Origin of the sequence: Shewanella sp. AS16, assembly GCF_021412365.1 — a bacterium.
GTDB classification, from domain to species: domain Bacteria; phylum Pseudomonadota; class Gammaproteobacteria; order Enterobacterales; family Shewanellaceae; genus Shewanella; species Shewanella salipaludis.
In genome coordinates this window covers 144,126-165,125 of sequence record NZ_JAKCLK010000001.1, presented here as the reverse complement: position 1 = coordinate 165,125, position 21,000 = coordinate 144,126, and the positions used below count along the sequence as shown (strand labels likewise).

General features: G+C 55.4%; 15 protein-coding genes. 11 read left to right on the top strand and 4 right to left on the bottom strand.

Features of this window, described 5'->3' with window-relative positions; all coding sequences use genetic code 11:
• Window positions 1-186: 186 nt before the first annotated feature.
• Window positions 187-1,611 carry a 16S rRNA (cytosine(1407)-C(5))-methyltransferase RsmF gene (gene rsmF, locus LZP73_RS00770; protein ID WP_234232613.1) on the bottom strand — a complete coding sequence of 475 codons (1,425 nt, stop codon included), beginning with the start codon at window positions 1,609-1,611 and terminating at the stop codon, window positions 187-189.
• Between the two features lie 104 nt (window positions 1,612-1,715).
• Here rsmF and LZP73_RS00765 point away from each other — a divergent pair, with 104 nt between their 5' ends.
• A complete protein-coding gene (locus LZP73_RS00765; RefSeq protein ID WP_234232612.1) occupies window positions 1,716-2,942 on the top strand; it encodes a nucleoside recognition domain-containing protein in 1,227 nt (408 codons plus the stop codon).
• A gap of 80 nt (window positions 2,943-3,022) precedes the next feature.
• Here the strand turns inward: LZP73_RS00765 and LZP73_RS00760 are convergent, their stop codons facing one another.
• The 3 genes from LZP73_RS00760 to LZP73_RS00750 are packed head-to-tail and all read right to left on the bottom strand — an operon-like array spanning window position 3,023 to window position 6,891.
• On the bottom strand, window positions 3,023-5,656 hold the full coding sequence (locus LZP73_RS00760; RefSeq protein ID WP_234232611.1) for an MlaD family protein: 2,634 nt from the start codon (window positions 5,654-5,656) through the stop codon (window positions 3,023-3,025).
• A complete protein-coding gene (locus LZP73_RS00755; protein WP_234232610.1) occupies window positions 5,643-6,272 on the bottom strand; it encodes a paraquat-inducible protein A in 630 nt (209 codons plus the stop codon). Before LZP73_RS00755 ends, LZP73_RS00760 begins: the two co-directional genes overlap by 14 nt.
• The gene (locus LZP73_RS00750) at window positions 6,259-6,891 is read right to left on the bottom strand and encodes a paraquat-inducible protein A (RefSeq protein ID WP_234232609.1); all 633 of its coding nucleotides are present in this window, start codon (window positions 6,889-6,891) and stop codon (window positions 6,259-6,261) included. The genes LZP73_RS00755 and LZP73_RS00750 overlap by 14 nt, the downstream gene beginning before the upstream one ends.
• 196 nt (window positions 6,892-7,087) lie before the next feature.
• On the opposite strand from LZP73_RS00750, the gene LZP73_RS00745 reads away from it, so the two are divergent.
• From LZP73_RS00745 to LZP73_RS00700, 10 genes are all read left to right on the top strand, one after another.
• Window positions 7,088-7,375, top strand: a complete 288-nt coding sequence (locus LZP73_RS00745) for a YebG family protein (protein WP_234232608.1) — start codon at window positions 7,088-7,090, stop codon at window positions 7,373-7,375.
• 14 nt (window positions 7,376-7,389) lie between these two features.
• The gene (locus tag LZP73_RS00740; protein WP_234232607.1) at window positions 7,390-7,848 is read left to right on the top strand and encodes a GAF domain-containing protein; all 459 of its coding nucleotides are present in this window, start codon (window positions 7,390-7,392) and stop codon (window positions 7,846-7,848) included.
• Between the two features lie 282 nt (window positions 7,849-8,130).
• Window positions 8,131-8,763, top strand: coding sequence for an RNA chaperone ProQ (proQ, locus tag LZP73_RS00735; protein ID WP_234233302.1), 633 nt, complete (start codon window positions 8,131-8,133; stop codon window positions 8,761-8,763).
• Between the two features lie 28 nt (window positions 8,764-8,791).
• On the top strand, window positions 8,792-10,837 hold the full coding sequence (gene prc / locus LZP73_RS00730) for a carboxy terminal-processing peptidase (RefSeq protein WP_234232606.1): 2,046 nt from the start codon (window positions 8,792-8,794) through the stop codon (window positions 10,835-10,837).
• Between the two features lie 75 nt (window positions 10,838-10,912).
• Window positions 10,913-13,474 carry an aminopeptidase N gene (gene pepN, locus LZP73_RS00725; protein ID WP_234232605.1) on the top strand — a complete coding sequence of 854 codons (2,562 nt, stop codon included), beginning with the start codon at window positions 10,913-10,915 and terminating at the stop codon, window positions 13,472-13,474.
• Between the two features lie 38 nt (window positions 13,475-13,512).
• Window positions 13,513-13,728 (top strand): DUF2835 domain-containing protein, encoded by a 216-nt coding sequence (locus LZP73_RS00720; RefSeq protein WP_234232604.1) that lies wholly within the window; start codon window positions 13,513-13,515, stop codon window positions 13,726-13,728.
• A gap of 330 nt (window positions 13,729-14,058) precedes the next feature.
• Window positions 14,059-16,101 carry a DUF1302 domain-containing protein gene (locus LZP73_RS00715; RefSeq protein ID WP_234232603.1) on the top strand — a complete coding sequence of 681 codons (2,043 nt, stop codon included), beginning with the start codon at window positions 14,059-14,061 and terminating at the stop codon, window positions 16,099-16,101.
• 12 nt (window positions 16,102-16,113) lie between these two features.
• Window positions 16,114-17,478 (top strand): DUF1329 domain-containing protein, encoded by a 1,365-nt coding sequence (locus tag LZP73_RS00710; protein WP_234232602.1) that lies wholly within the window; start codon window positions 16,114-16,116, stop codon window positions 17,476-17,478.
• Window positions 17,479-17,531: 53 nt separating this feature from the next.
• The gene (locus LZP73_RS00705; protein WP_234232601.1) at window positions 17,532-18,554 is read left to right on the top strand and encodes a WD40/YVTN/BNR-like repeat-containing protein; all 1,023 of its coding nucleotides are present in this window, start codon (window positions 17,532-17,534) and stop codon (window positions 18,552-18,554) included.
• 28 nt (window positions 18,555-18,582) lie between these two features.
• Entirely contained in the window at window positions 18,583-20,913 is a 2,331-nt protein-coding gene (locus LZP73_RS00700) for an efflux RND transporter permease subunit (RefSeq protein WP_234232600.1), read from the top strand.
• Window positions 20,914-21,000: the final 87 nt, after the last annotated feature.

Here is a 21,000-nt window from a genome sequence, read left to right as displayed (position 1 = left end):
GGACACAAAAAGAGGCCCAAAACTATTCCGATTGTTCCGGGCCTAGGGGAATGGCTCATTCGAGAGCCTTGCGCTACAGATGACAAGCTTGCACTTATATCTGTGCGAAAGTGTAGTTTAATAGCGCAAAAAATGCGCTGTCGCCCCCGCTTTTTAGCCGCAAGTTTGTAACCAAATATGTTGCCATCAGCCTATGACGGGCAAGATGGCGACCTTGTCTTTGACCAAGTCCCTGGGGAGGTTGTTTTTTAACTTATTCCCCAGATGTTTGGCCATTCCCAACGGGCTCGTGCCATAACTGACGATCACTTCCCCCCTGGCTTTGCCTGCCTGCTCCAGCTGGATATCCCGTCCCATGAGATATTCCTTCGCCTGGGCCTCATCCAGCGCGACCTGCTTGCTGCTGGTTTGCCCCAGGGCGATAACCGCTTCGTGGCGCACCTTAAAGCCATGCTTGATGCTGTCGGCGAGCTTCAACCCTATACGCTGGAAGCGCATCAGGCCGATGAAGTCGGCAAACGCCTGTGGGAATAGCCAATACTCTTCGTCCCTGACCATGATATGGCCGTCGTGGGGCAGGGTGATCCCCAGGTTTTGGCTGAAATAGTCCTGCAGTGCGGCCACCTGTTTGGCCGATGCCGGTGTGAAGGGGAAATTCTTCTGCCGTTTGGGCTCGGCTTGCAGGCGCGGCACGGACGCCAGCTTGGTGAGCTTGGCCACGAAGAAGCCTTCGCTGTCGAAGATCTGTGGCCAGACATGCAGAAAGCCTTCCGGCGTACAGGCCCGGGCCGCGCCCTCGAACAAGTCGTTCAGGGGTTCGAATCGCACCGCATCCGTGTAGGTTTGCTGCAGGTATTCACACACCCCCTGATTCTCGGTGCGGTTCAGGGTGCAGGTCGAATAGACCAGGGTACCGCCGGGTTTGAGTGCCAGGAAGGCCGATATTAGCAGCGCCTTCTGGGTCTCGGCTATGGCCTGGACATCGAGAGGATCCCAGTGTTTGAGGGCATCGGGATCTTTGCGCACCGTGCCTTCGCCACCGCAGGGGGCATCGAGCAACACGGCATCGAAACGCTCGTACAAGTATTCGCCGAACACCCGGCCATCGAAGTGGGTGAGGGCACAATGACTGGCGCCCATGCGCAGCACATTGGCATGCAATACTTTGACCCGGCTGGCGGAATATTCGTTGGCCACCAACAGGCCTGAGTTATGCATCAAGGCCGCCATCTGGGTGGTCTTGGAACCGGGCGCCGAGGCGAGGTCCAGCACCAATTGCGGCTCGTTCCCGGCAAACAGGGCCGTGGGCGGCAGCATGGAGCTGGCTTCCTGAATATAGAACAGCCCCTGCAGATGCTCTACGGCATTGCCCAGCTGCTCTTCCTCATCGTAACTTATCCAGAAACCGTCGCTGCACCAGGGAATGGCTTCAAACACCCAGCCCTTTGGTGCCATCAGGGCGATAAAGTCCGCGGCGGATATTTTCAGGCTGTTGACGCGGATGGAGCGCCGCAGCGGCTTGTCACAATAGGCGATAAAGTCGTCGAGGGACAAATGTGCCGGCAACTCTTGCGCCATACTATCGATAAAATTTTGATTTAACTGAACCATAAGAGAATTAACTGTTCATCAATTGGCGCGATTATAGCATAGTGGCGCTCAGTGACAGGGATTAATCTCTGGCTTAATTGGTAAGGCCTTGCAGAGGAAAGAGTGTGCTGAATCGGGTTTGGTTGGTGTTTTTTATCACGGCGGCTGTGGCCATCTTGGTCCGCCTGTTCAATGGGCAAGCGGATGTCTTGAGTCAGTCGGTCGAGGCATTGTTCCACAGTGCCAAGTTAGCGGCCGAGATAGCCCTCGGCTTGGTCGGGGTGTTGGCCTTGTGGATGGGGTTGATGCGCGTCGGCGAAAAGGCCGGGGTTGTCGGTGCCATCGCCTGGTTATTCGAGCCTCTGCTCAGCAGGTTGATGCCGGAAGTGCCCAGGGGGCATGCCGCCTTCGGCAGCATCACTATGAACTTAACCGCCAATGTGTTTGGCCTGGACAATGCCGCGACCCCGCTTGGGCTCAAGGCGATGCAGGATCTGCAGAGTCTGAACCCGAACAAGGCTGTGGCCAGCAATGCGCAGATCTTATTTCTGGTACTCAATACCTCGTCTGTGACCCTGGTGCCCGTGACCGTGTTCCTCTACCGGGCGCAGCAGGGGGCGAGTGCTCCCGCCGACGTGTTTCTGCCCATCTTGCTGGCGACATCGGCCTCGACCCTGGTGGGGCTCCTGGTGGTCGCCATGGTACAGCGCCTGTCCTTGCTCAATACCGTAGTGCTTGGCTACGGCGCCGTGTTGCTGGGGGCCTTGGTGGCGAGCGTCTTCTACCTGGGGACGCTGTCCGCCCAGACGATAGGCTCAGTGTCGACGGCGCTCGGCAACGGCGTCTTGTTGTTGCTGGTGTTCGCCTTCGTGCTCACGGCGGCGGTCAGGAAGGTGGCCATCTATGATGAATTTATCGAAGGTGCCAGGGAGGGCTTCAACCAGGCGATACAGCTGATCCCCTACTTGTTGGCCATGCTGCTGGCCATAGGCCTGCTCAGGGCGTCCGGCGCCCTCGGATATCTGTTGCAGCTGACTGGCGAGCTGGTTGGCCTGTTGGGTCTCGACAGCCGCTTCGTCGACGCCTTGCCGACGGCGCTGATGAAACCCTTCAGCGGTTCGGGCGCCAGAGCCATGATGCTCGAGACCATGGATCACCATGGGGTCGATTCCTTCGCCGGGCGTTTGGCGGCTATCTTCCAGGGCAGCACTGAGACCACCTTCTATGTGTTGGCTGTCTATTTCGGCTCAGTGGGGATACGCCAGACGCGTCATGCCCTCGGCTGTGGCTTGGCGGCCGACGGCGCCGGCCTCTTGGCGGCGATCTTCGTTTGCTACTGGTTTTACGGCTGATGCCGGCGTAGGGAATAAAGCCGTGCAATGCAATAAAGGGCCCCTGGGCCCTTTATTGCATTGTGGGGTATGTCTGTGCCTCAGTTGGCCGCCTGCCAGTCGCGCCAACTTTTCTCCGCGCTCGCATGCAGTGGCAGTATGCTGCCCTGAACCAAGGCATTGGCAGATGAAGTCGGCTCTCGGGTGGCGACGCTGATGCCGCCGACGAGTATGCTCTCAAGCGACCCTGTTTCTATCTGGGCGCCGGAGAATAGGCCAACATCGACCTTGATGCCGGAGACATTCCAGAACTTGCTGCTGTTATTGACCAGATGCTTGTACTTGCCCTCCACATGGGCCAGCATCAGCACCCTGTTGCCCGTGGCCGACAGGCTATAGCCATCGATCTGGCCTATGGCTATGCCACGGAAGAAGAGTGGGGTGCCTATGCGTATCGAGCCCAGATTGGTGTCTTCCAGGGTGAAGGTGAGCGCTGAACTGTCGAGGTTGGCGTAGGCAGTGCTGCTCATACTGGCCGCGAATGTCTGGCTGCTGCTGGCACTGCTGCCCGGAGTCACGCCGACATAGGGGCCGGTGATCAGCGTGTCCACCGCCTTTATGCCGGCGAGGGAGATCTGGGCGTCCACCAGGAAGTATTCACTGTCCTGACGGCTGAAATAGTCGGCATATTCGCCATAGAGGTAGGCGTTGGCGGTTAATGTCTGCAGATCTGCGTTGAGCTTGATCTGTTGGACTTCACCGACCTTATGGCCCCGATAGCGAATGGCGGCGCCACTGGAGAGCCTGGCCGAGGCCGGGAAGGTGAGGCTGATGGCCTGTGCCTGCGCCTGTGCCAGTGTCTTGGACTCATACAGGCGTTGGCTGTCGGCCTTCACCTCTTCGGCGAGCAGCCCCAGGCTGATGCTGCCCTTGAGCGCGCCTTTGAGCGGTGCAACCGCGACTTCCAGTCCCGCCAGACTGGCATTGATCTCGACGGCATTGTTGCGCCAGAAGACGGTATTGGGTTTGACCAGGGCGGCGAAAGCCTGCTCGAGTGCCAGGCGGATCTGGAAAGTGTCGCTGCTGGCCTGCCAATTGACGGCCTCGACCAGGCCAATCTGCATTTTCTTGTAGTAGACGGGGGAGCCTTTCGCCAGATCGGCACCGTCCTGGCTTACCAGAGTCAGATGGGTCAGTTTTTGATTGGCAAAAAATTGCTCCGCTTCCGCGGCCGAAGCGAAGAGCTTGAGTGTTGCCGCTGCGGCTAGCGGCCTGTGGCTCTTGCCCGGCAGCAAGCTGACGGCACCCTTGACCAGGGTGGCGAGATCGCGGCTCTTGACCGAGACGCCATCCAGTGAGGCGTCTATCGCCAGTGCCGATTCCGGCAGCAGGTAACTGTCGCTATGCACCAAGCCGACAAATTCCGGCAAGATTTCCAGCTGATATTCGACGACGGAAAAATCCTTGCTCAGGTTCACGCTGAGCACAGAGCCTATCTTAATCTGTTTGTATCTGACATCGGCCCCGGGCTGAATGCCGGCATTCTCATCGGCATTGACCTTGAGGAGGCGTTTCTGTGCCTGGGCCAGTTCGGGGGCCTCGTTGGCCAGAGGGTATTCGGGATTGGCCGGAATGGCGGCGTCCGCTACCCCGGGGAGAAAATTGATCACCTTGCCTGTGAGCAGGCGTTCTGCATGGCTCACGCCATTGAGCGACAGATCTGCGCCTTCGAGCCAGAAGTGGGCGTCCCGGGTCAGCAGCGAGCCATACTCAGGGTTCACGCTGGCTGTCAGCCTGACCCCATCCTTCAGGGGCTGTATGTCCCGCACTTCCCCTATGGCGACGCCCCGATAGAAGATACCCGTGCCTTTACTTATGCCGTTGGCGTCTATGCCGGTGAGCGTCAGCATCTGGCCGCCGTCGGCCTGCTCCCGCGAGTCATACAGGGGGAAACTGTCACCGTTTTCGGCCTCGATCCCCTGTTCATTGGAATCGAAGCTGATACCGCCGGCCAAAATAGACGCCAGGCTCTCTGTGGTGACCTTGACCCCGGCCAGTGAAGCGTCGATCTGCACCCCAGAAACATTCCAGAAGTGTGAGTCTTTCTTCACCAGATGGGTAAATTGTTCCTGAATGAAGGCACTTATCAGTATCCGCTGGCTGCCTTCGAGCCGATAGCTGACTATGCTGCCGACCGGTACCTGACGATAAAACACGGGGGAACCCACATCGAGGGATCCCAGTTTATCGGCTTTGAGCTCGATGACGACCCCCTCGCTGCCGGGCTGCATCGCCGGCGGCTCGCGCTGGGCCTCGTACGAGGTCCTGGAACCGCCGCCGCCCGGTTGCATGGCGATATAGTTGCCCGAGAAGAGCGCGTCTAGCCCCTCGACGCCCGTGATGCTGGCCTTGGGGGTGACTAACCAGAAGAGGGTCCCCTCGTTGAGGAAGCGCTCGGAGCGGTAATCTATCAGCGCCTTGACGTCGACCCCTTTGAGGTCTTCGTCTATGGCTATGTCTATGACCTTACCCACGGTCAAGCCCTGGTACCTGACCAGGGTCTTGCCTATGTCGATGCCGGTCGCGCTGGGAAAATGGATCTGGATCTCGATTCCCGACTCCCTGATGCTCTTGATGCCGAGCCAGGCGCCCAGTGCCAGGGCGAGAATAGGCAGCAACCAAATAGGGGAGAAGAGCTTTTTCTTTACTATCTTAGGTGATTCAATTTGCGTCATCTTGTTTTTCCAATCGATCCCAGAGTAAACGTGTGTCCAGCACCTTGGCTGCCAGTTGGGTTAATAACACCACCAGGGCGAAGGCGGTGGCCGCAGGTGCGGGCTTGGCATCCAGCAATTGCCCCATGTTGACCAGGGCGACGGTAAGGGAAATCACAAACAGGTCCAGCATGGACCAGCGGCCAATCCACTCGATAATGTGAAAACCCACCATCAACTTGCGTTTGGAGACGGGTATGTTGAAACTGATGGCGGACAGATAGATGGCCAGGCCGATGATTTTCAGCCAAGGCACCAATATGCTGGCGACGAACACTATGATGGCAATGGGCAGCATGTCCGACTGGACCAGATGCAGTATGCCGGAAAGAATCGTGTCCTGGGTGATCTTGCCCTGCTTGACGATAGTGGTAATGGGGTAGATGTTGGCCGGCACCAGTAAGATGGCGGCGGTGATCAACAGTGCCCAGCTCTTCTGTATGCTGCCGTGATCCCGCTGGCGCAGGGCCTGACCGCAGCGGCGACAGTGGCCCTCTTTGCTCTGGTTCAGCTGATGACAGACATGGCACAACACCAGCCCGAGGGCCTGTCCCTGTAAACTTTCAGTGGTTTTCATCGAGAAAACTCCACATATGATCCAAGTTATATTCCCGCTGCAGGAAGAGGGTGGTCACGAATAGCATCACGAAGCAGAAAGTGCCGATACCAAAAAAGATATCTGAGAAATCAGATAATTGGAAGGCTGAAACCAAAAAGCTGATCACATAGATTTCCAGCATGGTCAGCTCCGACAACAACCCCTGATGCTGCAACAGATGCTTCAACAGCGCGCGGCCCGTATGTGTCTTGAGGCCGAATTTCACTATCAGTATCTGGGTGAAGATAGACAGTATCAGCACCCCGGGCGCCAGCACTGCGGCAACGAGCACGGCAATGCCTACTATCCAGTAGCCTTGGTCCATGACCGCCAGCGCCCCCTGAAATACCGTCGTGGTTCTTATGCTGCCGAAGAAATGGATTTCCAGCACGGGGAAGAGGTTGGCGGGCAAATAAAACATCAAGGCGGTCACGCACAGGGCCAGCATGCCGTTGATGGAACAATAGGGGCTGTCGTACAGGACAGAGTGGCATCTGGGACAGATGGCCCTGACATTGGATGGCAGCGCCCGTTTCCTGATGGCCAGATCACAGGAGCGGCATAATACCACTGAGGCGTCTCTTGTTGGTTCATCCATAGCGATATCTGGGTATCCGGTTATTCGGGGCTGTGTCGCCAAGCAAGCCAGTTTCGGTAGTGTCGGTCTGAATCAAGGCGTTTTTACATCGTTAAACAATCACCTGCCGATAGTAGCAGAATAATGAGATCACTTGCATCACAAGTTGGATCTGTGCCACTCTATGCACTGTATATAAAAACAGTGCGGAGCATTCATGGCGGTTATAACACAATTTGTCGTGGTCAGAGAAGGGGTTGAAAAGATGACGTTCACATCTAAGAAGGAGGCCGATGCCTACGACAAGATGCTCGATATCGCCGATAACCTGATCCCTTTCATTCAAGAGGCTGGCCTGGGACTCGACGATGCGACTTCGGAGAAGTTGGCATTCTATTTCGCGACGCGTAAAGACGAGTTGACCAACTTGCTTAAAGGTGGCGTTCAGGTTAAAAGTACGCCAGCCAAAAAACCTGCCAAGAAGGCAGATACAGCCAACTCTTAGATTAGGAACTGCCGATGAAGTCGACATTTTACGCCACTTTGAATCGCCAGGCGCAGGCCTTGCTTGCCGGTGAGGATGATCAGGTTGCCGCCATGGCGAATTTTTCCGCCTTGCTCAATGACAACCTCAGCGGGATCAATTGGGTCGGTTTTTACCTTAAACGGGGTGAACAACTGGTGCTCGGCCCCTTCCAGGGTAAGGTCGCCTGTAGCCGCATCCCGTGGGGCAAGGGCGTTTGTGGCACAGCCGCGGCGCAGGCCAGCACCCAGAGAATCGCCGATGTGCATCAATTCGACGGCCATATCGCCTGCGACAGTGCCAGCAATTCTGAGATAGTGATCCCGGTTTTTGCCGCTTCGGAGCTTATCGCCGTGCTGGATATAGACAGTCCCGAGTATGACCGTTTCGATGCCGAAGACCAAAAGGGTCTGGAAACCTTGGTTAAAAGCCTTGAAAAGAGCCTATTTGCTTAATTTGCGTACGATAATGGACAAATCATGGTCGCATTCGGTGGCGCCCGCCTTATAATAAGCGGCTGCACGCACCGGGCCTGATGGAGATAAGTCTCAGTTTAAGGCGCGAGTGTCTTGATCCGGTAAATTGTTAAAGTCTGTTAATTTTGCTTTAGCAAACACGGCTATGATGCTAATTTGTACGTTAAGCTCCAATGAGAGTTTAACGAAGATAAACGACTCGGAAGAGGCTGATGAAGGTCAGCCAGTCACCCTGGTCCCTTTTTGACTGTGGAAGTAATGATGGAATCAACAGAAAAGTTGACCGACACCAACGCAATTCTGGCGTACTTGTATGAAAAATTTCCTTTGTGTTTTATTGCCGAAGGTGAAACCAAGCCATTAAAAATCGGGTTGTTCCAAGATTTGGCTGAAAGGTTGGCTGATGATTCTAAAGTCAGTAAAACTCAATTGAGAGTCGCCCTGAGGCGTTATACCAGCAGCTGGCGCTATCTTAAGTGTGTGAAAGCCGGTGTGCAGCGTGTGGATCTCGATGGTGTTGACTGTGGCGAGCTGGAGCAGGAACACATAGATCATGCGCAGGCTACCCTGAAAGAAAGTCAGGAAAAAGCCAAGGCCAAGCGCGCAGCGCAAGCGCCCAAGCCGGCTGCGAAGAAGCCCGTCAGAAAACCAACCAAGACCCAGGCCCCCAAAGCCGAACGCAGTGTTAAACCTGCGGCGAAGGCCAAGGCCGAGCCGGAAGTCAAACTGGTGCAAGCAAATCTGAGCGATTTGAAACAAAAACAGCGCGTGAATGTCAAACTGGGTAAGTCACCGGTTGCAGGTGTGATCACCGACATTAACAAGGAAGATGTTCTGGTCCAGTTGGACAGTGGCTTGAGCATTAAGGTCCGAGCCGAACACATCCTGCTGTAGTCATAGTATTGAAAGGAGTAACTTGTTGATGCGAAAACTCACTTTAGCCGCGTCCGTCACCAGCTTTTTGGTTGGTTTTCCGGCGTGGGCCTTGTCTCCTACGATTCAAATCAGCGAGTTACCCACACTTAAGCAGGAACCTCAGCATAAGGTTGCCAGTAAGAGGGTGACCGGTTTATTCACCCGTTCGCACTACCATAGATTCAACCTGGACGACGGGTTTTCCCAGCAGATTTTCGATCGTTATTTGAAGCAATTGGATTTTCGCCGCAATGTGTTGACCCAGGCGGACGTGGACAGCTTCAAGCCGTACCGGAAGCAATTCGATGACATGCTGACGTCCGGAGATTTGGACTCTGCCTATAAGATGTTCGATCTCGCACAGCAGCGCCGTTATGAGCGTTTTGCCTATGCCTTGTCTCTGTTGGACAAGGAAATAGATTTCACTGTCCCCGGAGATGTGTATCAATTCGACAGAGACGATGCCGCTTGGCCCAAAGACACGGCGGAGCTCGATGAGCTGTGGCGCCAGAGAGTCAAGTATGATGCCCTGAATCTCAAGCTGACAGGCAAGAAGTGGGACGAGATAGTCACTATCTTGCAAAAGCGTTACAACAACGCCATCAAGCGTCTGAGCCAGAGCCAGAGCGAAGATGTGTTCCAGGGTGTGATGAATGCCTTCGCCCGCAGCATAGAGCCGCATACCAGCTACTTATCGCCGCGCAACGCCGAGCGTTTCCAGATGGAAATGAACCTCAGCCTGGAAGGCATAGGTGCCGTGTTGCAGCTCGATGATGATTACACAGTGATCAAGAGTCTGGTGGCCGGAGGCCCTGCTGCCAACAGCGAGAAGCTGGCACCGGAAGATAGAATTGTCGGCGTCGGTCAGGAAGAGGGCGAGATAGTCGATGTCATCGGTTGGCGTCTCGACGACGTGGTCGAACTCATCAAGGGCCCAAAAGGCAGCAAGGTGGTGTTGCAGATCCTGCCCAAGAAGGGCGGCGCCAATGCCAAACCCGTCAATGTGACCATAGTGAGAGACAAGATCCGTTTGGAAGACAGGGCGGCGACCTCCAAGGTCATAGAACCTCAGGAAGGGCCTTACGCTCACCGTAAGGTGGGGGTGATAGACATCCCTGGGTTCTACATGAACCTTTCCCAGGATGTGTCCAAAGAGCTGGTCAAGCTCAACGAAGCCAAGGTTGAAGGTGTGGTCATAGACCTGCGCGGCAACGGTGGCGGTGCCTTGACCGAAGCGACCCTGTTGACGGGTTTGTTTATCGACATGGGACCCGTGGTACAAATTCGCGATGCCAATGGCAACGTCTCACAGAACCGTGACAACGATGGCCAGAGTGCCTATGGCGGCCCCCTGACTGTGATGGTCGACAGATACAGCGCTTCTGCGTCGGAAATCTTCGCCGCCGCGCTGCAGGATTATGGCCGTGCCTTGATCGTCGGCGAGTCCACCTTCGGCAAGGGCACAGTGCAGCAACATAAGAGCCTGGGGCGTATCTATGATATGTATGACAAGCCGATAGGCCATGTGCAATACACCATAGCCAAATTTTATCGCATCAACGGCGGCAGCACCCAGCTCAAAGGGGTGACACCCAACATCGCCTTCCCGAGTGCCCTGGAGCCCGGAGAGTATGGCGAGGCGGAAGAAACCAATGCCTTGCCCTGGGACAGGGTTCCTGTGGCGCAATACAGCACGCTGGGAGAGATCTCCAGCGACTTGGTTGCCAACCTGGAACAGAAGCATTTAAACCGGATTAAGGCGGATGTTGAATTCAATTATGTCTTCCAGGACATCAATGAATTCAAGAAGCATCATAAGGAGAAGTCGGTTTCTCTGGTTGAGAGCGAGCGTTTGGCATCCCGTGAAGCCGATGAGAAGAAGCAATTGGATCGCATCAACGAACGCCGTCTGGCTCACGGATTGAAAGCCATAGCCTCGTTGGACGAGAGCACGGACGATGTCCTGGCGCCGGATGCCTTCCTCGATGAAACCGCCTACATCACCCTAGATCTGGTCGATGCCGAGAGAGTGGCGAAAAACAGCGCTAAGTAAGCGCGGTGGCAACAGGAAAAAACGCGCTTAAGGCGCGTTTTTGCTTATATGAACTAAAACAGGGGAAGTGTCTATATGTCACAGCAAACGGCTAAATTTCTTAAAGATTATCAAGCGCCAGACTTCAATATCACCCATATCTCGCTGGATTTTAATCTCGAGGCCGCAGCGACCCGGGTCATCGCCAGGAGCCGCGTGCTGCGCAGCGGCGAACACGGGGCGCCTCTGGTATTGGATGGCGATGACTTGACCCTGATCTCGGTACGGCTCAATGGCCAGCCGGCGGAGTTCAGTCAGGCCCAGGGGCAGCTGAGCATAGCAACGGCATTGAATGAATTCGAGCTCGAGATAGTGACCCAGCTGGATCCGGCGGCGAACTCCAGCCTCGAGGGGCTGTACATGTCAGATGGTGCTTATTGCACTCAGTGCGAGGCGGAAGGCTTTCGCCGTATCACCTATTTCCTCGACCGTCCCGATGTGTTGGCCAAGTATGATGTCAGGATAGAGGCAGAGAAGCAGTTATTTCCCTTCCTGTTGAGCAATGGCAATTTGATGGACACGGGCGACTTGGCCGAGGGACGTCATTATGCCTGCTGGCAAGATCCTTTCCCTAAGCCTGCATACCTGTTTGCCCTGGTCGCAGGGGATTTCGATTTGCTCGAAGATGAATTTGTCACCCGCAGCCAGCGCCCGGTCAAGCTGCAGGTTTTTGTCGATAAAGGCAATCTGCATAAGGCGGATCACGCCATGGCGTCCCTGAAAAAATCCATGGCTTGGGACGAGTCCAGGTTTGGTCTGGAGTATGATCTCGACATCTATATGATAGTGGCGGTGGATTTCTTCAACATGGGGGCGATGGAGAATAAGGGCCTGAATATCTTCAATACCAAGTATGTGCTGGCCGACAAGATGACGGCCACCGATGAAGATTACCATGGCATAGAGTCTGTGGTTGGCCATGAGTATTTCCATAACTGGACAGGCAACAGAGTCACCTGCCGTGACTGGTTCCAGCTGAGTCTGAAGGAAGGTCTGACAGTGTTTCGCGATCAGGAGTTCAGTTCAGATCTGGGCTCGCGGGCGGTCAACCGTATTCACGCCATCAAGGTGATCAAGAATCAACAGTTCGCCGAGGACTCGGGTCCCATGGCGCACCCGATACGCCCGGAATCTGTGATAGAAATGAACAATTTCTATACCGTCACAGTTTACAACAAGGGCGCGGAAGTGATCCGCATGCTGCATACCTTGCTCGGTGAGCAGGGCTTTCAGGCGGGGATGCAATGTTATTTCGCCCGCCACGACGGCCAGGCTGTGACCTGCGATGATTTTGTCCAGGCGATGCAGGATGCCAGTGGGGTCGATCTCAGCCAGTTCAGGTTATGGTACAGCCAGGCGGGAACGCCCGTGGTGACAGTGAGCGACAGTTTCGATGCCACCAGCGGCCGCTACAGCCTCAAGATAAGGCAACAGCCGGGTAGCAGCGTGAATGTCGATGCCGGCCAGCCCCTGCATATTCCCTTCGCCCTCGAGTTGCTCGATGCCCAGGGGCGGTCGTTGGTGAACCGGGTGCTGGATGTCAAAGAAAGCCAGCAGAGCTTCGAATTCGAAGGCCTGGCTCAGGCACCCGTGCCGTCCTTGCTGCAGGACTTTTCGGCGCCGGTGAAACTCAACTATGACTTCAGCATAGCGCAATTGGTCCATCTACTGCGTTTCGCCAGCAGCGAGGTGGCCCGTTGGGAAGCCTCTGTCAGCCTGGTGAGCCAAGCGATTTGGCACAATGTGGCCCAGCTGCAGCGTCATGGGTCCATGCTGCTCGATCCCAGGGTGGTGGAGGCCTTCAGGGGAGCGATTCTGGACGCAGATCTGGACTCTGCGCTGTTGGCCGAGATCCTCAGCTTACCTTCGGCGTCGGCGCTGATTGAGCAGGCTGAGTCTGTCGAGCTCGATGCCTTGGCCCTGGCCAGGGAGTTTGTCCTGGATACCCTGGCCGTCGCCTGTGAAGACGAATTGCTGGCCCGCTATCGGGAGCAGGCCAGTTTGGACAGTGCCGGCGCCAGAGCCCTGAAAAACGCCTGCCTCGGCTGGCTGAGCCGGGTATCCCCGGTTCATGAAGCCTTGGTGTTGAGCCAGTTTAACACTGCCGACAACATGACGGATGCGTTGGGGGCATTGCAGGCGGCCAATGGGGCCGATCTGGACTGTCGTGATGACTTGATGACAGCCTTCGAAGCCAAGTGGCACGACACCCCGCTGGTGATGGACAAATGGTTTGCCTTGCAGGCGACCCAGAATGTCCCCGAGGTCATAGACAGGATCAAGGCGCTGACCGGACATCCCGGTTTCAGTTTCAGTAATCCGAACCGGGTGCGCTCCTTGATAGGCAGTTTTGCCGCGGCCAACACCTATCAATTCCACCGTGTGGATGCCAAGGGTTATGAGTTTATTACCGATTGCCTGGTCGAACTCAATAGCCTCAATCCCCAGGTGGCGGCGCGGATCATCACGCCGTTGATCCAGCTGGGTAAGTTTGACTCGGCGCGGCAGGCATCGATGCGCGCCTGCTTGCAGCGTTTGCTGGCATTGCCCGACTTATCCAAAGATCTGTTCGAGAAAGTCTCCAAAGCCCTGGCGTAATTTATGGAGGGGGCGGCGGTAACGCCGCCCCGTATCTGATGCGGGTTTATTTCACCCTTAATCTGAGCTATCAAGATTTTTTACCTTATTACCAAGGGCTTGCCGACAAGATTGTGGTTCGCGATACCCAGGGACGCGTGCTGAAGATCAGCGGGCGTCACTTTCGTCCCTTCCTGACCGAGCAGGGCGTGCAAGGCCAGTTTGTCTTGGTTCTGGATCCCCTGGGCAATTTGGTGTCTTTGACGTTGAGTTAGCCTTAAGTTTATTAGAGTATTTACTTTAAACGCTCGACTGAATTCTATCGCGGCGCAGCGACCCGGGTTTCTATTCTATCTAGTTGATCTATAACCTATTATCATACTTGCTTGCGGCCATTCCCCCCCAATCGCCGGCAGATTCAAATCAAGCGTTCGTTTTATTGCGGTGAAACGCAGCTAAGTCCTCAATTCTCTGGAAAATTTTCTGCGTTTGCGCCTTGCCGTTGCTTGTTAAATGCTGTAACAATGGCGTTACCTGTAGGCTAACAAGATGTTGGTTGAAATTCCTATAACGAAGAATCCAGCAGGTTACGGAGAGAAGCTAAAATGAATATTGTTAAAAACTGTTTTAACAAGTCGGCGCTTGCTTTGGGGGTAGCGTCGGCACTGAGTCTGGGAATGATCCCCGACGTCGGAGCAGTGTCATTCGATTGGGGGGATGTCCAAGGGACATTCGACTCCACTTGGACCGCCGGTGCCAGCTGGCGTGTCGGCGCCCGCGACTGGGAAGGCCAGATAGGCAAGGTGAACCAGCCACAGTTTAATTGGTCGGGTTACAGTGCCTTCGGTAATACCATTTACAATTCGCAAGACACCTGGGCCCAGCCTGGGTCTTACTCGAGCAACAACGACCTGAGTAACCTCTTGTACTCCAAGGGCGATACCACCTCGGAAATTTTCAAGGGGCTGCACGAACTGTCCCTGAAGTATGAAAACTTTGGTCTGTTTGCCCGTGGCATGTATTTTTACGATCGTAAGCTCAACGATGGCAATTATGATTTCAACGATCCGCTGACCGGCGAAAAGTTCGATCCCTGTGCCGACAAGCGCGCCGAAGAGGTCCAATGTAAAGATTTGCGCCTGCTCGATGCCTTCGTATACGCCAATTTCGACTTCAACAATGGCGCCAACCCCCTGTCGATCCGTGTGGGTAAGCAGGTGGTATCCTGGGGTGAGAGTACTTTGATTTCTCACGGTATTGCCGAGATTAACCCGGTCGACCTGAACATTCTCAACGCCCCCGGCGCCGAGCTGAAAGAAGCCTTCAGGCCTCAGGGTATGGTATGGGCATCGCTCGGGATCACCGACTCCCTCTCCATGGAGGCCTTCTATCAATACGATTGGCAGCCTATCTGGGTTCCTACCCCTGGCTCCATCTTTGCAACCAATGATTTTGCCGGCTTCGGTGGCTACAATCAAAATGCCCAGCTGGGATTCAATGCCAACCCAGACATCAACCTGGATTTCCTGCTCGCCGAATACTCACGTCTCGGTGCCATGCTCAACAGTGGACAGATGTACCCGACCGAGGTCTTGGCAGAGATGGCGTTGGCATACCCCACCAAGGTGACCCTGATTGAGGATGAGCTGGAGCCGAGTGACTCGGGTCAATACGGCATCAAGCTCGGCTATTATGCCCCTGAGCTGGGGGAAACTGAGTTTGGCCTCTATTTCATGAATTACCACAGCCGCCGGCCGCTGATCAGTGGTACCACGGCCAACTTTACCAGCGGCGCCTTGCTCGGTGATCTTGCCCTGGTTGGGCAAAACGCCGATAACATAGATCGCGACTTGTTGCTGAGCCTGAAGAGCTTCTCCAAGGCGCAGATAGTCTATCCGGAAGACATCAAGCTCTATGGCTTCAGCTTCAATACCCTGATAGGGGATACCTCGGTTGCCGGTGAAATCGCCCATCGTCAGGGTGAGCCGCTGCAGATAGATGATGTTGAACTCCTGTTCGCCGCCATGCCGCAACAGCTGGCCAACGCGGGTATTCGTCCCGATCTGGATGGGATTTCCCAGATGAAGACCTTTGCCCCGGGCGAATATGCCGATGGCTTCATCCGTCGGGACACCACCCAGGCACAGATGACCTTTACCCACCTGTTCGGTCCTACCTTGGGCACGGATAACCTGACCATGCTGGCCGAAGTGGGCGGCGTCTGGATCCACGACATGCCGGGCTTCGATGAGCTGCGCCTGAACGGCCCGGGTACGGCACGTTCGGGTGGTAATCCTGATATGCCGGGGATCATCCAGGCATTGCAGGATGGCCCAGAGACCAATCCCTTCCCAACCGATTTTGCCTGGGGTTATCGCCTGGTGGCCAAGGCCGACTTCAATAACCTGTTTGCCGGCGTCAACGTGTCGCCAAGGATGATCTTCTCTCACGACGTCAAAGGCATCACACCCGATCCTATCTTCCTGTTTACCGAAGGGCGCAAGTCGGTGGCCGTCGGCCTCAACTTCGACTACCAGAGTCGTTGGGGAGCAGATCTGTCCTACAACAATTTCTTCGGCGGTGTAGGAACGACCAATGCGATGGCAGATCGTGATTATATTTCTTTCAATATCAAGTATTCGATTTAAAAGGACAGCAGCATGAAGAAACTGACGTTATTGTCGGCCGCCGTCATTATGGGGCTGAGTGCCCCGGCGGCACTGGCGAAGGTCTCCCAGGCCGAGGCGGCCAAACTCGGTGTCGAGTTGACCCCGCTCGGTGGCGAAAAAGCCGCGAATGCCGATGGCTCAATTCCGGCGTGGGATGGTGGCATCACCAAGCCGGTTGCGGGTTATACCAAGGGCATGCATCATCCGGATCCTTTTCCCGGCGATAAGATAGAAATGACTATCACCAACGCCAATAAGGACCAATACAAGGCGAACCTGACGCCGGGACAGATGAAGTTATTCGAACTGTATCCGAGCACTTTCAAGATGAATGTGTATCAGACCCGGCGTACTGCCTCGGTGCCGCAATTTGTTTATGACGCCACCAAGGCCAACGCCACCCGCGGCGAGCTGGTCGCCAATGGCAATGGGGTTTCAGGCGCGGCTATCGGGATCCCTTTTCCCATTCCGGCCAATGGCCTGGAGGCCATCTGGAACCATATATTGCGTTTCCGTGGTGTGGATGTCGAGACAGAGCGTAACCAAGCGGCACCCACCAAGGGAGGCGACTACACTTTGGTCGAACTGTCGGAGCAACTGCGCTTCGAGTATTCCCGTCCGGATATGACGCCCGAGAAGCTCAAGCAGGAGAATACCCTGGCACTGTTCAAGCAGGTGGTCACTCAGCCGGCACGTCTGGCGGGTACCGCACTCCTGGTAAAAGAGACACTGGATCAGGAAGCGCTGCCGCGTCAGGCCTGGACCTATAACACAGGACAACGCCGGGTTCGCAAGGCGCCCAACGTGGCGTTCGATACGCCGGGCACTGTGTCCGATGGCCTGAGAACCACCGACGATTACGATATGTTCAACGGCTCGCCCAGCCGCTACAACTGGGAGTTGGTCGGCAAGAAAGAGATCTATATTCCTTATAACGACTACAAGCTGCATTCGGATAAGCTGAAGTATGATCAAATTCTGACACCAGGACATATCAATCCAGAGTATGTGCGTTGGGAAAAACACAGGGTATGGCAGGTCAGGGCGACACTCAAGCCGGGTATGCGCCACATCTACAAGGTGCGCGACATGTACCTGGATGAGGATTCCTGGCAGGTATCTATAGCGGATCTGTACGATAATCGTGACGAGCTCTATCGGGTCGCGGTGGCGCACGGACTCAACTATTACGAGGTGCCGACACCTTGGAGTACCCTGGAAGTCTTCCACGATCTGCAATCCCGTCGCTATCTGGCGATCGGCTTGGATAACGAAGGACGCATGTATGACTTCGACGCCAAACTGACAGAGGCGAATTTCACCCCGGATGCGCTCAGACGTGCAGGCATCCGCTAATACATCAGCAGACAGGGGCGCAGCGCGCCCCTCATTAGTTTAAGGAAGTTTGTATGCCGTATCGCATGCTTCGTCTAGTGTGTGCTGTGGGGGCATTGTCCGTGTCGGCACTCGTATCCGCGACCCCAAATCTGGATCCTCTGACCTCCCAAATACAGCCATTGGCCGTGTCATCTCTGGTGCTCGACATTGGCAAGGCCGGCGACACTCTGGTCGCGGTCGGAGACAAGGGCCATGTGTTGCTCCATGGAAGCTCGGATGAGGCCTGGCATCAGGTGGACACCCCTGTGACCAGCCTGTTGACCAAGGTGTTTTTCCTCGATGCCAAGTTGGGCTGGGCCGTGGGCCATGATGCCACCATAATACATACCCGTGACGGCGGGCAGACCTGGACTGTGCAGATGCAGGCACCCGAGATAGAGAAACCCTTGTTTGATGTGTTGTTTTTCAATGCAAATGAAGGCATTGCCGTCGGTGCCTATGGATTGTTTTATCGCACCTTGGATGGCGGGGAACACTGGCAGGAAGAATTCCATCAGGAACTCCTGTTCGAAGAGGATGTGGCCTATCTGGCCGATCTGAAGGCCAACGATGAAGCCGCCTATCTCAGCGAGCGTGCCTCCTTGCTGGCGCACTTCAACCGTATTATTCCCCTCAAGGATGGTCGCCTGTTACTGGCCGGCGAGCTTGGCATGCTGGCGGTATCAGCCGATAAGGGCAGGCAGTTCAGCCGTCTGGAGCTGAACTACGAAGGTTCCATGTTTAACGCCATAGAGCTCGATGACGCCGTATATGTGATGGGCCTGCGCGGTCATGTGTTTAAGTCCGACAGCAGCTTACAGGCGTGGCAGCCGATAGCTATCCCGGCCAGCTCATCGATCAATGCGGCCTTGGCCGGCGAGCATGATGATTTGACCCTCATAGGCAATGCCGGGGTGATCATCGAAGTGAACGGCTCCGGGCAGGCGTCATTGCTCGCCCGCCGTCAGGGGGAAAACCTGGTGGCCATGGCCAGAGACGCCAAGGGCAATCTCTGGCTGGCAGGCTCTCAGGGGCTGGTCATTTTCAAGCAGTAACCTATTAAAACAATAACAGGGCCTAAAGATGTTAGAAAAACTGGTCAACGGATTTGAAACTTTTTTATTTCGCCATCGCCTGCTGGTGATAATCGGGTTTGCACTGATGACACTGGTGTTGGCATATCAGGCGAGTCAGCTGAAGATGGATGCGGCTTTTGTAAAAAACATCCCGCTGCATCACAGCTATATGCAGACTTACCTCAAGCACCAGAAACAGTTTGGTGGTGCAAATAGCATCATGGTGGCGGTCGAAGATACCAGTGGCAATATTTTCAATGCCAACTATTTCGACACCCTCAAGAATGTCCACGATCAGCTGTTCTTCATTCCCGGCGTCGACCGCTCACAGGTGAAGTCGTTATTTTCACCTTCGACCCGTTTCACCGAGATAGTTGAAGATGGGTTCGCCGGTGGCCCTGTGATCCCGGCGGATTTTTCCACCTCCGAAGCCGGGCTGGAGACGGTACGCAACAACATAGAGAAGGCGGGCATAGTCGGCCGCCTGATTGCCAACGATTACAGTGCCGCCATGCTCACGGCACAATTGATGGACTTCGATCCCCAAACCGGCAAGCCACTGGATACCATCGCCTTCGCGGCGCAGCTTGAAAAGGAGCTGCGGGGCAAGTTTGAAACCGACAAGGTGAAAATTCACATCATAGGTTTCGCTAAAATGGCCGGCGACGTCGCCGATGGTGCCAAAGGCGTGCTGTTGTTTTTCCTGATCGCCATCCTGGTCACTGCGGTCATGGTGTATCTGTTCTCCAAGTCCGTGGTGCTGACTCTGCTGCCACTTGTGTGCAGCCTGATCGCCGTGGTTTGGCAGTTGGGGCTGTTGACCGTGATAGGCTTCGGCTTGGATCCCATGTCTATCTTGGTGCCTTTCCTGGTCTTCGCCATAGGCGTGAGCCATGGGGTACAGATGATCAATGCCGTGCGCCGGCGGGTGCTGGACGGTCAGACCAGCAAAGCGGCCGCCGCCAGTGCGTTCCGCAGTTTGTTGGTGCCAGGTGGGGTCGCCTTGTTGTCTGACACTGTGGGCTTCTTGACCTTGCTGTCCATCGACATAGGCATCATACGTGAGTTGGCGATTTCGGCTTCGCTCGGGGTGGCGGTGATCATACTGACCAACCTCATTCTGCTGCCCTTGGTGCTGTCTTTTGCCAACTTGAAAGGGACTAAAACCCCCGAGGCCAAGAGGGCAGAGGCGTGCGGCGCACCCACGGGTGTGGACTGGATATGGCGTACCCTGTCGCGTTTCGCCACGCCGAAATACGCGCTGATGGTGTTGCTGGCAACGGCTGTCCTGTACGGCTTTGGCTTCCAGCAGGCTGGCCAGATGAAGATAGGGGATCTCAAGGGCGGCGCCCCGGCGCTGCATCAGGATTCACGTTATAACCAGGATACCTTCTATATCACAGATCATTTCTCTATCACCACAGATGTGATGACCATCATAGTCGAGGCCCCGCCCGAGGCCTGTACCTATCACGACGTGCTGGCTCAGATAGATGAATATGAATGGTTGATGAGCAACACGCCCGGGGTGGAGTCGACCGCGAGTCTGGCCTCTATAGCCAAGAAGGTCAACGCCGGCTTCAACGAAGGCAATCCCAAGTGGCAAGTGCTGCCGCGCAATACCGCCAGCCTGGTACAGGCGATAGGCAGGATCCCCACCACCTCAGGGCTGCTCAACGGTGATTGCTCCGTCATGCCTGTGTACTTATTCCTCAAGGACCATAAGGCCGAAACCATAGAAGTGGTCGTAGCCAAGGCCAAGGCGCTGGCAGCCAAGATGGACACGGATAGCCTCAAGTTCAGGCTGGCTTCCGGGCCTGTGGGGGTGATGGCCGCGACCAATGAGGCAGTGGCGGCGGCGCAGTTGCCCATGATGCTCTATGTCTATGGTGCCGTGTTTGTGCTGTGTCTGATGAGCTTTAAATCCCTACGGGCCACCATAGCGGTGATCTTGCCTTTGTATGTGGTCTCTACCCTGGCACAGGCGCTGATGACCCGGCTCGACATAGGGCTGGCGGTCAGCACCTTGCCCGTGATCGCCCTGGGGGTCGGCATAGGGGTGGATTATGGCATCTATATCCTGTCGACCATGTCGGTGAAATTACGCGCCGGCATGGCGGTGCAGCAGGCTTACTATGAAGCCTTGGTCGAGCGGGGCAGTGCGGTTATCTTTACCGGCTTGACCCTGGCGATAGGCGTCAGTACCTGGTTTTTCTCGGCACTCAAGTTCCAGATGGATATGGGCATACTGCTGACCTTCATGTTTTTGGTGAACATGCTCGGAGCCATAATTATCTTGCCGTCGCTGGCGGCCATTTTCTGGCGTAAAGCCCGCTGAACAAAGCAATGGGGAGTATGACTCCCCATTTCTTTTTGAATACTTAGTCTAAAGAACCGATTGTTTCTTCATTGAGCTTGCTCGCTT